A 12823-nucleotide genomic window follows, 5' to 3' on the forward strand; every position below is an offset into this window, starting at 1 on the left:
AGAATAATGCTGCTTAGCGAGAAGTTTCCATATGAACCTGCTTGCAACACAACTTGAAATCTCCTATTTACAGTGCTTTCAGTCTTTCTAATGAGTAGGCATCGATTAAATTTGGTGCGAATATATAATGTGAATATCGTTTTGTCTATAAATTTATTGATATTGTCTATCATTTAGGTATTACACGGGGGGACTTTTACATGAAAGTGGATGAAATTATTGACTGCTATTTACAGAACTATCAATCTACCTTAGCGACTCCTAAGGAATCTTCAACTTGCACTGCCATCATCGAGTCTTGGCTTTGTATTGATGTCGGTAGCAAGGTTGTAATACATGGGCAAATCTACAATCACCCTAAGTACCCAAACGGCAAAGGGATAACAACTTCGCCCGTTCAAGACTATCTCGCCAAAGACGGTCGGGTTTATGTGATGACAAAAAACTCCACGTATGAGCTTTGGATACCCCATCCAGACTGCACTGGAGAGGCTCAACTTATCGGCAACATGGAGACGATGCAGTCGGAGAAACTGACTTATTGGGGAGAGTAACTGTAGCTTTACTCTCGAATTCTGTCTAAGGGAGAGCCGGGTGTCAATCGTTTCACAGATGGATGCCCTTAGCTTGAAATTTTGGTCTACTGATATTCCAGATCATTTACGGCTTACATTACTGAATCTTTTAAGTCTTTACACTCAAGGGGGATTAAAATGAATTTTCAGGATATCTATCATTATTTTCAAAGTCCTCCCCCTAATTACTTGGGGAAGGAAGTAGCGGTCTGCTACATTCTGTCCATTCTGGCTGACAATGGCGACTCCTACGGTTCAGCCTTAATGCGTCACCTCAATACTGAACATCCGCCTTATCAGATGTCAGATACCGTCCTATACGCTGCTCTCAAATTTCTGATGGATGAAGGAATGATTCAGTCCTATTGGAACAAGACACCTGGCAGAGGTAGACCAAGGCGAATGCTTTCAATCCGACCAGAAAAGCTAGATGAAGCCAAACGTTTGGCTCAATTATGGCATCAGTATTTAGGGGCAGATGACAAGCCAGCCATAGCCAAACCCAGGTAGAACTTCTCTGAGATATTCTTAAACAGGATTGTTAGCATATACCCAGATGTAGAACTGGGGAGATATCCAAGATGCCCAGCACCCATGATCTCATTAGAGGCATACCCCTAACCGATAAGCCAGCAGAGACTTCCAGATGCGGGATGTCCAATGCCTCATTGGTTCAGCATCGTATTTCTAATAGATGGTACAGACTTTCAGTTGAAGGGAAAATTCTTGGTTCACCACTGGAATTTGACTTCTACAAGCAGGAGCAGGATACTGCCCAAGGGCAAAGCTCATGGTCTACGGTCAAAACCAAGGCATTATCTAAGGTGTCGTGAGGTCCCGCCACAGGGCACTCTACCTTACTCAGAGTAGCGATAGTTTATTTCTAATCACCTGAGAAGTATTTGCTTTCTCGGATAGACTTGGCAACTTGATCATTAGGAATAATAGCCGTAGAAGTACTACTGCAATAAGGCGGTAAACTTTCTGGATAGCAAGCTTTCCATGCTTCTGCCATAGCCCTAACTGCAGTTTCTAGTGGGAGCTTCTGAAGAGCTTCATAATGGTGGAATTTGAGGCTGATCGCAAGTTGCATTCTTAGGCGAGATATCTCATCTAATCCAACCACTTCACCTGAATCTCTTTGCTTTTCCATGCCCGTTCTCACCTTCACAATGCCTCAAGCTTAGTGTGAACAATATATCTACGAAATTGACTCAATCACTAGATTTCGTCCTACACTCAATAGCAATTATTTTGCTTATCCAATTGGGGGACAGTAGATATGAGGTTTAATGATGCCAAAGAAAACTAAAAAACAAAGCCAGCCTTTAACAGGTCAAGCTCTATTGACTAAAGTTAAAACCCTAAACGACTTGACTCGTGAAGAAAAAGCCAAAGTCTGTGGGTACTACAAAATTGCTAAAAGTGGCACTGAACGCATCAATGTGATGGCCTTCCTCAATGCAGTCTTGGACGCAGAAGGAATGGACCTGGATGCACAAGGTGACAGAAAAAAGAAGCATGGAGGACGTAACCCCACCTTTCGCATCAGCGTACAATCCAACGGCAATCTATTGGTCGGAAGTGCCTACACCAAAAGAATGGAACTGCAACCAGGAGATGAATTTGAAATCGCTCTGGGGCGTAAGCATATTCATTTGAAACTCAAGACTGAAGAGGATTAATCGTTGATACAAAAGACGCCCCTATATTGTCTTGTACGGGGGAGTCGTAAAAGACTTTGTAACTACACTACATGGCAAAAACAGAGGGAGTTATTTCCAACATACGTCTATGGCCCATTGATATTGCCAGGTTCCCAAATAAATCCTACAATCCCTGCTATACAATGCTCATAAGCACTTTGAGGCAAGACCATGAACAAAGGCGAGTTAGTAGACGAGATTGCTGAAAATACTGGGCTGACCAAGAAGCAGGCCGATACCATCCTCACGGCACTAACAGACATCATCATCGAGACTGTCAGCTCTGACGAAAAGGTCATTCTGGTGGGCTTCGGCAGCTTTGAGGCCAGGGACCGCAAGGCCAGAGACGGGCGCAATCCACAGACAGGGAAAAAGCTCAAAATCCCAGCAACGAGGGTGCCTGCTTTTAGTGCGGGCAAGGTCTTCAAGGAGAAGGTCAACGGCTGATAAACTAAAATTATGTCTAATCAATCACTCTAATCCTATCAACCAGGCTGGCGGGTAATCCTTTGACCCATCAGCTTTTTTATTGGGGCTATAGTCTATTCGCAATAGCTACTTTCTCATTCACTTGCCACTCAAAAGCTTTCCAAAGTTGGTCAAGGTCGATCAATCCATGCTGCCATAGGACCATATGCAACGGACCCCGAGATGGCTCTTGACGACGCAAGGCTAGGTCAATCGCTTCTTCTGAAATCTCTAGCTCAGTTTGCAGGTACTGAATAAACTGTTGTTGGGATGGAGAACTCATCGATCAAAGGAAACAGTTGAGAATTGAGCTATTGGATGTTTCTATGGTCTGAAATGAGTAGCAGAATAGCCTGAGTTAGACTACTGAACTATTTTCAGCAATACTCCCGAACTCTGAGAAACTTGTCAATCATTCTTCGATTTTCTTAAGAAATAAAAAATTCTGGCCCCATTGATAGTATTTCGGTGTATTCCTCTACCCATGATGTTTGCAAGGTTCAATGATGGCTACAAACAATGACAGTCTTCATTTATACCTCCAGAAAATGGGCCGTTATCCCCTCTTATCCCATGAAGAAGAAATTGAGCTTGCCAGACAAGCTAAAGCGGGAAGCCTCCGAGCTAAGCAAAGGATGATCGAGTGCAACCTACGCTTGGTTGTCTCTATTGCCAAAAAACATCAGAATCGAGGTTTACCCCTGATGGACTTGATCCAGGAAGGCAGCATTGGATTGAGTAGAGCAGTAGAAAAATTTGACCTGGCTCAGGGCTGTCGCTTCAGTACCTATGCTTATTGGTGGATTTTGCAAGGGGTTACCCGCGCGATCAAACTTAAATCTCGCCCCATCTACTTACCTGACCATCACTGGAATGTTGCCAACAAGATTAGAAAACACCACCAGAAACTAACCCAACAGCTCGGACGTGAACCTACACTTGCTGAATTATCAAAGACGATGGACCTCAAGCCAGAGGTGATAAGGCAAACGCTACAACTGTTCCAAAAAGTAGCGTCTCTCGATAAGCTCGTGGGGGAACAACAAAAAGATTCACTCATTGACTTAATCCAAGAAAAAAATGGTCCAGCACCCTACATAGAGTCACTACAGATGAATGATGAACTCTCTCGATTAATGGTGCATCTAGATGAACGCGAGCAGTTTATTGTCAGCCAACGGTATGGATTAGAAGATGGCGAACCCAAGACAATGAATGAGATTGGTCAACAGCTTGGCGTCAGCCGGGAACGGATTCGACAAATCATCAACAAAGCCATGAAGAAATTACAGAAAAATAGTGACCAAGCTACAAAGGCCAAAACTGCCTAGTCCTCGCCAAGAACAAGGGCAGCAAAAAACCCCCAATAGCACAGCACAGCCAGGGGGTATAAAGTTAAGAAGTTCCACATCATAGAGAAAAGGGACTCTGAGGAAATCCCCACTAAGAACATATCAATCAAATTTGGGGAAATTCGGGGGCAAGACATGAAAATCATTCAAGAAGGGAATAATTCCCCTAGACGCATTAGTTGGTTTATATGACGAATTTCACTAGCCAGACATCAGATATATCTCCAGAAATTGCCGCCTTGAAGATGCAGCTAGCAATCAGCCTAAACTTTCATCATAGAAAGACATTGGAGCGTCTACCCCTAGAAGCAGCCGTGCGAGTGATGGCCGAAGTTTGGGATTCTTGCGACCACAAAAGAAACAGATAAAGTCATGACTCCCACAAAAGCCTTCTACAACGGCACCCCCATCGCCCCACCCTCAAATCATCTGACGAACGAGCAGAGGCTGAATCTGCTGGACTGGCATCCGGTTTTCTCGGGACGATGCCCTAACTGTGAGAGGCCGATCCGGGAGACTATACCACCGAGGGATACCTGGGAGTGTGGGGTTTGTGGGTGGAGGGATGGGTTGGTGAGATGGTTAACTTAACAAAGATAAACTTATTCACCAAAGATTCTATTAAACAAGCTTGAGACCTTACGGAAAGTCTTCGCCCTACTACGTCGGTGCTCTTTCAGTCGTTTATCCAAATCGTCAATCGGTTCGTTATCATGAATAACTTCTGAGAAGCTTTCAGACTCCTCAGTTGGGCTATTTTCTAGTACTGTATCTAATTGCAGTTGATCAAACTCAGATTCTCCTGGGATAGTTTGTATAGCACCCACCTGCGCTATAACATCTAGTGCCATCGGAGTAGAAACATTACTAAGGGCTTCTTCAGCTAGTAAATTTGTTGTGATACAACAAAGCATTCTATAGTTATCTTCTACTAATTTAAATCTGAATATATTACTATTATCTCTTTTTCCAAAGAAAAAATAGCCAAGGCTCAAAATCTTCTTTGCCCTTCAATTTCTTCTTTTTATACTCTTCCTCACAGGTTTGTATATCGTTCACAATAACCCCAACATGAGCATTGGATAAAGATGAGATATCTATCTCAAGAAAAATATCTATAGGTTGATTATTGGCATACATATTTGTTTTAATCGGCAAAAAAAATCTCTGTATCTGTAATTTGCACATACTCGCACATCAGTTGTCCATAATAAATCCTTAAGTCCTGAAAATTATACCCTTTTAAATATTGAATTCTCTGAAATATTTCTCCATAAGTGGATTGTCCAATCACTGGTACTGTCAAAGGCAAATTTCTATCTACTGGATCAGGAAACGCTATAAAGTGTTTAACTAACGTTCGAATCAATGTAGCTGTATAGTTGTGTTCTGGTCGATAACTTCTAGGTTTTGAATAAGCAACTTCACTGCTAGAGTCCATTTCCTCTACGAAAACTAATTTACTAGGATAGGGAACTGGAAAACCATCAGGTGTAGATACTCTCTTTCTCACCTTTCTGTTCAGGAGCTTTTCATACCCACTGATGTCACAACCCAACTCATGAGGAGTTTTTTTAGGCTTCCTAAAATATGGAACCCTTTTATAGTTTGTACCGATAGCACATGGAATCATTTCTACTCTACAAGCAAGGCATGTAAAGTAGAATTCTCTCCGAATATCATCTGCCGTCCACTTGTTACTTTGATCTAAGACTATGTTTAGTAAATCGGCTGCATCCACTCGGAAACTACCATCTCGACATGTAAATAATGCTGATTCCATGAGAACTGTTCCCCCTACTTTTCAGCTCTCATATTAATTTCAATTTCGATTTATACCTAATTTGCTCTCGACACTCGAACATCTCGCCATATCTCGGTGTTCTCTACCTGGACTCCCATCAAATTGGCACCATCAAACATAGCCCCGATCAGGTATGCATCTTTGAGGTTTGCGCTTCTCAGATTAGCCTCAGATAGATCCGCCGACTCAAAACTGACATCGTTGAGGTTCGCATCCTGGAAATTCGCACCTTGTAAAAAGGCTCCCGTAAAATCAGCCCCGGTTAGATCCGCTCCTGCAAAGTTGACTGGCCCCAGCCATGAACCAGAAAAATCAATATCAACCAATCGCATCCTTGGAAAACTCAGCTTTGAGAACGTCAGATCTGCGAAATACCGCTCCCCTGCTTCATATTTTTGCAACACGTAGTCTTGAGTCAGAGGTAGATCATTGAATAGCTCTGGGTGAATGGGGATAACTCCATCTCGCTCAAACTTGAGGTAAAACCAGTTGTTCAGATCCGAGCGGGCAAATCGCCACTGGCCATCCTCTCGCCTCGCCCTCAGACCGCCTTGGCCCAACCCTTGCAGAATCACTTCTATCCCAACACCCAGATACTGCGATGCTTCGGACAACGTAAGAATAATGGATAGACAGGCTGTTGGAGGTGCTGTTGGTTCAGTAGTAATTTTTGACATGATTATGTCCTCAAACTAGTTGAAAAATGAAACACTTTGACTTCACCCATAAAATCGCTGGACAATACCCACCCGGATACTCTCAGCTACCTGCGATTCAGGTGGAAGCAGCGGATTGAACTCAGCCAACCAGGACGAAACCCGGTCTAATACCAATTAGCACCTAAGAGTGTAATTCTAATTATTTGCTAAGCCAACTCAGTATTGGGTTTCACGAGTTTGAGAGTTACACCTTCAGGCACAGCTTGGTATAAGATCTGGTCTGATGGCAGTCCTGATCATGGGTCTAGGTGATGTCCGTAGTCGGTCTGGTGGTCGATCCAGGCTTGCTCGAAGAAGCCGAAGAAGGCGGTTCGTTCCATTGGGGTGACCTCGATATAATTGGAATGATTCGATCTAGCGACCTCTTGGACTGGAAGAGCTGGGGGGTCGTTTTTATTGTGGTTAGGTGTGAAGTCTGGGAGAGGTATTGGGTTTGCGATGAGTTAGGGTCGGTCTTTGACCATCGCAAACCCCAATACCAAGTAATTCACTCTGGCCATTGCATATCCGTATCACCCTGCACCAACTCGACTGCCTCTTGCTTGTTCCCCTGTGATTTATGCGATTGAGCGGCAGTCAATGCCAGCTTCACAAAAGCGAAACGTCCCAGAGCATGAGTGGCTACCACCGTAGGAAAAGACAAAAGCCACAAGGAAAAAAGCTGAGGAAATACCTGGGCAATGGGTTCTCCTTTTGCCAAATAGAAATCTCCCACTGGTGTGGGGATACTTGCCTCCCAGGTCGTGGATTTGACCTCAGACTCTGGCAAGCACTCTGCAAGGGTTACAGGCACATACCAAAACCGAGAGCATTTGCTATCAATCAGATAGGGCGAAACCGTTAACAGGCCAAATACGACACAGCTCACGGATATCCCACCTAGAACAAACTTGAGCGTGGAACCCAACTCTTCTAAAATCCTGGGTTGCCTGGGGACGGTCCTTGTCCCCAATTCAGTTAACATATGTCTTCTCCTGAGTTTTGGTGGAGTGGGTGACAAAGTAATATGCCACCACCCCAATTGGTGAGTTGGGAAGGGGCAGAATAATATGCCACCCTCCCTTGAAATAGGCAGGCAGGAATTACAGCTCCCCCCGGATCTCTTCAATCACGCCATCGCGGATCACAACCTCAACCTGCATCTTGCGAATCAGATGGTCGCCTTGCTTGGCATAAAAGAAGTTATCGACCTGGCCTTGGTCAACTTCCTGGCCCAACTTCAAGGTTTCGATCTGCTCTAGTTGTTGCAAGACCTGAGTCTTCTGCTCCAGCAGTTCACCCTTACGCTCATTGGCCTGGGTCTGGATACTTTGGATCTGGGCTTGGGTCTGAGCTATGGAGCTGCCCTCTGGATGGATTTGGACAGTATGCTGGCTCAGCTCCCCAACCATTTGTTGAACTTGGGCATCCAGTTGGCCTAGTTGTTCATCCAGTTGGTCAGCTTGCGATTGGAGCTGTTGCCGTGCTTCGTCTTTCCAGAGAGGGGTGACGATAGCCTTAATGAGGATGAGGCGTTTGAGAAGAAGTTGATTAGAGGATGGAGACTGAACCCACAATTCTGGTTTGGGCTGGGTGGGGCGGTCTTGGGTAAGCATATTCCTTGCTCCTTAATTTCAAAAGTTGGAACTCTTGATGGGAATATACTGTTTAAATTTTTTGAGGGTCGATGCGAGGGTGAAGATATTGCAGAGTAAAGGTTGTGGGGATTAAGAAGGAATGGATAAAATGTTACTCTAGCATCCTAAAATTTCAACCCCCTCAAGGAAATTAATCATGTCAAATTGTCTTGTTTTAGGTTCAAAGAATTTTTTTGTTCTTCTCTCTTCTACAAACATTGAATTTGGGCACGTCAATCCTTTTAGTTATGTACTGTTACTATCTCTACTGGGGTTAATAGCGTTTCTAGTAGCGGTAGGACGTAAATGAAAGCTGATCGGAGACTATCAAAACTCACACCAGCGGGAATCAGTTCAATCCACGAGCCAGGAATACCCTTAAATCTGGGTCAATTGGAGTGGGGCCATCGTCAGTAAACATTTCTGGATTGTGGAAATCAACTGTCCGGGCTTCCGTATCACTAACCTTGCGCCTAAAGCCACCCTCAATAAAGAATGTGCCGACTGGCATATCCCCAAATCTGGAATATGCCCTATCCTTCACAAGCTGCTCAATCTGAGCAATGAAATCCATATCATCATCTAGCCAACCATCGCTAATAAGAGAAAGCCCTCTATCTTCAAGCATGGCGAGAATTTCCAGAGCTGCTCTTTCTGGAGAATTCTGAGTGATGATTTCAGTGATTTCTTGCCTCAACGTCGCCACGGTCATTACTCCTTAGAATCTTCTGGGGTACATCAGGGACAATTGTAAGCACAGACTGTAACTAGTGAGGTTCACCTCGATCAAGATTCGGGGATGGTATTGGAGTTGCGATCGCAGATCGTATCACTTTGGATTGAACTTGCGATGGCTGAAGTCCGGTCGAAGAGCATCGCAATATGAACTGGTGAGGGATTAGCTGAAATGCAAAATAGCCCTTGGTCAACAAATATAGTGACCAAGGGCTATTACAACTCAATTAACGGGGACCTCTAGAAAGTCTTAGTGGGACTGATGCCACCATAAATACACAATAACCACCCCTAGGACAAACAAACGAGTTATCGGGTGAGACAGCAAAAAACCTATACTGGTCATGACGAGCCATCCAACACAGATCAGGAATAACGGGTGTTTTTCACGGCTGACGTTAATATCACCTTCCCAATTCATTTCTCCAACTCGAATTAAATGGATATTCAGGGAAACTAATCCTATACCAGCCATAAACCAGATAACTAAAAACAAAGGGTTCATTTTGAGTGACTCCCATATCAATAAATTTCCTGTTAGAGGTATAGGCAGATTGTCCAAAAGATCAAAATCAATTTAGAACAGCCTCTCAGCCACCCCCTGAACATCGTTGCCCGACTGCTGCCCAAACCAATACCCCACAGGACCACCCAGCAACGTTGCCCCCAGGACAAACACGGTGATGATCCGTTGCCACTGGCCCCAGACCCGGTCGTGGTAATCCTGGTTTCTTAGCTGCTTCTCGTTGAGAAGTGCATGTTCTTGGCGGTCGTTTACCAATTTATGTTCACGAACCTTTTGCGCTGACTCCATTTGTAGAGCCAGCGCTGTGATGTAGTGAAACACCATATCTTGGACTACCGTGCCATTTATTCCACCAAGCTTGCTTCTAAGGTGTGCGACTTTTCCGGCGTTGTACCCTCAATCAATCGTGCAGCAGCAGCTTTAACATCAGGGTCTTCCATAATGTGGTCCATCGAAGACTTGATCTTAAGATCGACATAGCTCTCCACTTGCCCCTGAAGTCCTTCAAGCTTCTGAAACGAGCTTAAGACCGTTGCCTTGACGGTAGCAGTCATTTTCTCATCTAACAGCTCTCGGATCTCTAGGGGGATAGCATCTATCCCCTGCTCCATAGGCTGGGATTGAGAAAGCTCTGACTCGACAGCCTGGACCGCAGTCTCCCCCCCGGCCACTCTGATGCAGACATTGATGTAAAGCGGTAGGTAGTCTTTGTCCGAGGTCTTGATCTTCGTCGGCTCAATCGCCTTGTGGATTTCCTCAGCATTCACTCCATGTTGCTGGGCCAAGTACAAGCAGTAGCCCTGGCGGTTACTGCTCACCTCCCCAGACTCGCGCATGGTCATCACCGCTTTGAGAGCGTCCAAATCATGGAGGTCTTCCGACATCCCACAAGCTGCTAGCAGATGGGGGAGCTTCTTGTTATCAATATTGAGTTCTTTGATTAGATTAGTCACTGTTAAAAATCTCCATTAACGAAAGTGAGTCATTCTCTTGCTGGGAATATACTGTTGAATTTTCTTCGAGTCGTTGCTCTGCTTCTCCTGATGAATCTACTAAGAGTTGCTGAGGGATGGCAGCAGGCTCAGCATTCACTTCAGGCGAAGGAACAGCAAGCTCATTCGCTAACTCCAAAAGAATCTCAAGCTTGTCCCTGGTAGCCCTGATTTCCCGCTGCACCTCAGCTTGAAAGCCACCATCCAAAGCCATGCTCAACGGCTTAAATGCTGCATATAACGTACTAAAGCACCTGTCCTGGAAGTCTCTCTTGCCGTAATGGTCATAGACCCTAGAGAACACTTGAGCGCGGTCGGTCTGCATCGACCACTCGGTATTGACGATGAATCGAAACGTTTTTTTCTTAGACATGGGTGGCCTCCCTTGTGGGTGGATTCTGTAACTTCAAAACGGGCTTGGCCGATTGCCGCCACACTAAATAGGAGTCAATTAGGCGCAGTTGCAAATCCTTAGTGAGTCCCTTGCCCGCTGTTGCTCTAACTTCCTTGCGGACGCTATCCAAGATGTCGGCCTTACCCGGACATAGCTGGGGCAAATAATTAAACCAGAACACCGCACCACCCCCGGCAATGTAGATCTTGCGCGAGTTCATAAAGTCGGTGTCTATTGAGAGCTGGTCTGCTAACTCTCCCCAGATCAGATCCCTGGCTTCCTCCAATGCCCGGATCTTGGCCTTGCACTCCTTCTCACTCATCATCTTCATGAGGTGCTGAGTCAAACCACCCTTGCCCCATGCTCGCGCTTCTGAAAAAAGAAGCTCTGCCCCCGTCAGCTCATTACTAAAGGCATGAGGGAAGTTCTGCAACAGACGCATCGTTCCCCACCCTCCCCAAGTAAACGCATTGCTAGTGATGTCCGTACCGGGTGACTTGAGGCTAATGCTCGTGATATCCCGATGGCCGAACATCAGAATTGAACAGGGGAATACCGACGCATAACTGGCAATCCCCGCTCCCTCTGGGTGGACATCGACCCGAATCGGAGTGCAAGCTAAACTCTCTATTCCATAGTTGAATTGCCGCAGATGCTTGAAGATTAATTCTTCAGCAGCTCTAAAGTACGCCTTCTCATCAGACGGCAGCAGCAAGTCTATCTCAACCTCCAACCCCGACCCATACTGCCGGACGTAATACCCCACCACACTCAGAATCTTGGCAATCGCATGATGGTTCTTGATCTGATTGGGCTTGGTCTTCAATACCGAGTCCTCAGCATAAGAACCCACCACCCAGCAATGGTTACCAAAAGACAAGTGCGACCCTTGCTTATTGTTTTCCAAATGAAGGTTCTCGTAGTAAGCATCCGTTACCCTTCTAGCCCTGGACACCTGGAAGATGGTTTCCTCAATCCCGGCCTTGCCAGGTCCAATCACTTGAACCCATCCTTTTGTCCCAGAGGCACCCAGGTCAAAACAAAACTTCGCTCTATTTCTCTTCATGACGATTCACCTCGATAACATAAATGTCCTTGTGGCCTATCGGAATGTGAGCAAACCCATCAGTGTTCGGATGGTTTTGCTCATCCTTGATTCGTTTTCGATTCATTTTTGTCAGTCACCTTGAATCCGTCTAATTGGGATATACGGTTTTTTTAAATCCATGTGATTTTTGAAGGAAATCCAAAGGGAAACCCCGCATAATCCCGCACAATCCCGCATGAATTCGCATGGATTCGCACAGGGAAAAGGGATTTGCAAGAATCCCTGGAGTAGTGCTACTTTGAGGGCAGATTCAAGAGGTTCTGGAGGGTCGCTGAGGCTCCCACACCCATCACCACTCCGAGGCACCGGAACGGAATTTCCAAGAATCGGGCAAAAACCGTTTTTTCGTAGTATCACCGAAGTATTTTAGTAACATCACGTAGTACAACCGTAGTTGTTTTGTAACTCCGCTCTGTAGCACTCAGTAGCATCTTTGTAGTTTTTACGAGAACGATCACGTTTGTGGTCGATGGAATCGCTTTTTAAAAATTTCACAGCAGGTATTCCCATGCTTAAAACCTTCTTGTCCAGACTTTGGCAACAAGTCACTCAAGGTTTCGTTCGTTCCCAAGCTAATGATCCAGTCGATGAGGCTGACTCTGATATCGACCGTATGAACACAGTGGTCTGGGTTGGAGCTGGTGCTGAACACCTGAAGCTCGGTCCCTATATCAAGCAGGAGGACTTTAAGGCTCTCAATACAGTGAACTGGCCCAATCTGTCTCAAGACATCTCCGTATCACCCCACTTCGAGAAAAACCTAAAGTTCCGTAAGGCATATCAGAAAGCAGTTGAAGCTTTTCTAAAGCATCTGGGTAGCTAAGACAA

19 protein-coding genes are annotated in these 12823 nt (G+C 45.3%); 6 read left to right on the top strand and 13 right to left on the bottom strand.

What is annotated here, in order from left to right; genetic code table 11:
- Nucleotides 1-200 precede the first annotated feature (200 nt).
- Together HRE53_RS30340 and HRE53_RS30345 are read left to right on the top strand one after the other, a co-directional pair.
- Nucleotides 201-554 carry a hypothetical protein gene (locus HRE53_RS30340; RefSeq protein WP_235112015.1) on the top strand — a complete coding sequence of 118 codons (354 nt, stop codon included), beginning with the start codon at nucleotides 201-203 and terminating at the stop codon, nucleotides 552-554.
- Between the two features lie 159 nt (nucleotides 555-713).
- Nucleotides 714-1085 (top strand): PadR family transcriptional regulator, encoded by a 372-nt coding sequence (locus HRE53_RS30345; RefSeq protein ID WP_235112017.1) that lies wholly within the window; start codon nucleotides 714-716, stop codon nucleotides 1083-1085.
- 373 nt (nucleotides 1086-1458) lie between these two features.
- On the opposite strand, the gene HRE53_RS30350 is transcribed toward HRE53_RS30345, so the two are convergent.
- Entirely contained in the window at nucleotides 1459-1728 is a 270-nt protein-coding gene (locus HRE53_RS30350; protein ID WP_235112019.1) for a hypothetical protein, read from the bottom strand.
- A 142-nt stretch (nucleotides 1729-1870) separates the two neighbouring features.
- Here HRE53_RS30350 and HRE53_RS30355 point away from each other — a divergent pair, with 142 nt between their 5' ends.
- Both HRE53_RS30355 and HRE53_RS30360 read left to right on the top strand, forming a co-directional pair.
- Nucleotides 1871-2260 (top strand): AbrB family transcriptional regulator, encoded by a 390-nt coding sequence (locus tag HRE53_RS30355; protein WP_235112220.1) that lies wholly within the window; start codon nucleotides 1871-1873, stop codon nucleotides 2258-2260.
- Nucleotides 2261-2452: 192 nt separating this feature from the next.
- Complete coding sequence (locus HRE53_RS30360) at nucleotides 2453-2728, top strand: HU family DNA-binding protein (protein WP_235112021.1); 276 nt, start codon at nucleotides 2453-2455, stop codon at nucleotides 2726-2728.
- An 88-nt stretch (nucleotides 2729-2816) separates the two neighbouring features.
- Here HRE53_RS30360 and HRE53_RS30365 read toward each other — a convergent pair whose 3' ends face one another.
- Complete coding sequence (locus HRE53_RS30365) at nucleotides 2817-3032, bottom strand: DUF2949 domain-containing protein (RefSeq protein ID WP_235112022.1); 216 nt, start codon at nucleotides 3030-3032, stop codon at nucleotides 2817-2819.
- Between the two features lie 223 nt (nucleotides 3033-3255).
- Here HRE53_RS30365 and HRE53_RS30370 point away from each other — a divergent pair, with 223 nt between their 5' ends.
- Entirely contained in the window at nucleotides 3256-4080 is an 825-nt protein-coding gene (locus HRE53_RS30370; RefSeq protein WP_235112221.1) for an RNA polymerase sigma factor RpoD/SigA, read from the top strand.
- Nucleotides 4081-4703: 623 nt separating this feature from the next.
- Here the strand turns inward: HRE53_RS30370 and HRE53_RS30375 are convergent.
- The 11 genes from HRE53_RS30375 to HRE53_RS30425 all read right to left on the bottom strand — a co-directional run bounded on the left by HRE53_RS30375 (nucleotide 4704) and on the right by HRE53_RS30425 (nucleotide 11953).
- Complete coding sequence (locus HRE53_RS30375; protein ID WP_235112024.1) at nucleotides 4704-5096, bottom strand: hypothetical protein; 393 nt, start codon at nucleotides 5094-5096, stop codon at nucleotides 4704-4706.
- Nucleotides 5059-5259: a hypothetical protein gene (locus HRE53_RS30380; protein WP_235112026.1), complete on the bottom strand. Its 201-nt coding sequence runs from the start codon at nucleotides 5257-5259 to the stop codon at nucleotides 5059-5061. Before HRE53_RS30380 ends, HRE53_RS30375 begins: the two co-directional genes overlap by 38 nt.
- Nucleotides 5249-5884, bottom strand: coding sequence for a hypothetical protein (locus HRE53_RS30385; RefSeq protein ID WP_235112027.1), 636 nt, complete (start codon nucleotides 5882-5884; stop codon nucleotides 5249-5251). The genes HRE53_RS30380 and HRE53_RS30385 overlap by 11 nt, the downstream gene beginning before the upstream one ends.
- Nucleotides 5885-5940: 56 nt before the next feature.
- On the bottom strand, nucleotides 5941-6582 hold the full coding sequence (locus HRE53_RS30390; protein ID WP_235112030.1) for a pentapeptide repeat-containing protein: 642 nt from the start codon (nucleotides 6580-6582) through the stop codon (nucleotides 5941-5943).
- A gap of 529 nt (nucleotides 6583-7111) precedes the next feature.
- Nucleotides 7112-7588 carry a hypothetical protein gene (locus HRE53_RS30395; RefSeq protein WP_235112031.1) on the bottom strand — a complete coding sequence of 159 codons (477 nt, stop codon included), beginning with the start codon at nucleotides 7586-7588 and terminating at the stop codon, nucleotides 7112-7114.
- A 118-nt stretch (nucleotides 7589-7706) separates the two neighbouring features.
- A complete protein-coding gene (locus tag HRE53_RS30400) occupies nucleotides 7707-8219 on the bottom strand; it encodes a YlqD family protein (protein WP_235112032.1) in 513 nt (170 codons plus the stop codon).
- 370 nt (nucleotides 8220-8589) lie between these two features.
- Nucleotides 8590-8946: a hypothetical protein gene (locus HRE53_RS30405; RefSeq protein ID WP_235112034.1), complete on the bottom strand. Its 357-nt coding sequence runs from the start codon at nucleotides 8944-8946 to the stop codon at nucleotides 8590-8592.
- Between the two features lie 606 nt (nucleotides 8947-9552).
- Nucleotides 9553-9756, bottom strand: coding sequence for a hypothetical protein (locus HRE53_RS30410; RefSeq protein WP_235112036.1), 204 nt, complete (start codon nucleotides 9754-9756; stop codon nucleotides 9553-9555).
- 89 nt (nucleotides 9757-9845) lie between these two features.
- Nucleotides 9846-10454 (bottom strand): hypothetical protein, encoded by a 609-nt coding sequence (locus tag HRE53_RS30415; RefSeq protein ID WP_235112038.1) that lies wholly within the window; start codon nucleotides 10452-10454, stop codon nucleotides 9846-9848.
- Nucleotides 10447-10866: a hypothetical protein gene (locus HRE53_RS30420; protein ID WP_235112040.1), complete on the bottom strand. Its 420-nt coding sequence runs from the start codon at nucleotides 10864-10866 to the stop codon at nucleotides 10447-10449. Before HRE53_RS30420 ends, HRE53_RS30415 begins: the two co-directional genes overlap by 8 nt.
- A complete protein-coding gene (locus HRE53_RS30425; protein WP_235112043.1) occupies nucleotides 10859-11953 on the bottom strand; it encodes a hypothetical protein in 1095 nt (364 codons plus the stop codon). Before HRE53_RS30425 ends, HRE53_RS30420 begins: the two co-directional genes overlap by 8 nt.
- 550 nt (nucleotides 11954-12503) lie before the next feature.
- On the opposite strand from HRE53_RS30425, the gene HRE53_RS30430 reads away from it, so the two are divergent.
- Nucleotides 12504-12818: a hypothetical protein gene (locus HRE53_RS30430; RefSeq protein ID WP_235112044.1), complete on the top strand. Its 315-nt coding sequence runs from the start codon at nucleotides 12504-12506 to the stop codon at nucleotides 12816-12818.
- The last annotated feature ends 5 nt before the right edge of the window (nucleotides 12819-12823 follow it).

Source organism: Acaryochloris sp. 'Moss Beach' (genome assembly GCF_021497025.1).
Classification (GTDB): domain Bacteria; phylum Cyanobacteriota; class Cyanobacteriia; order Thermosynechococcales; family Thermosynechococcaceae; genus Acaryochloris; species Acaryochloris marina_A.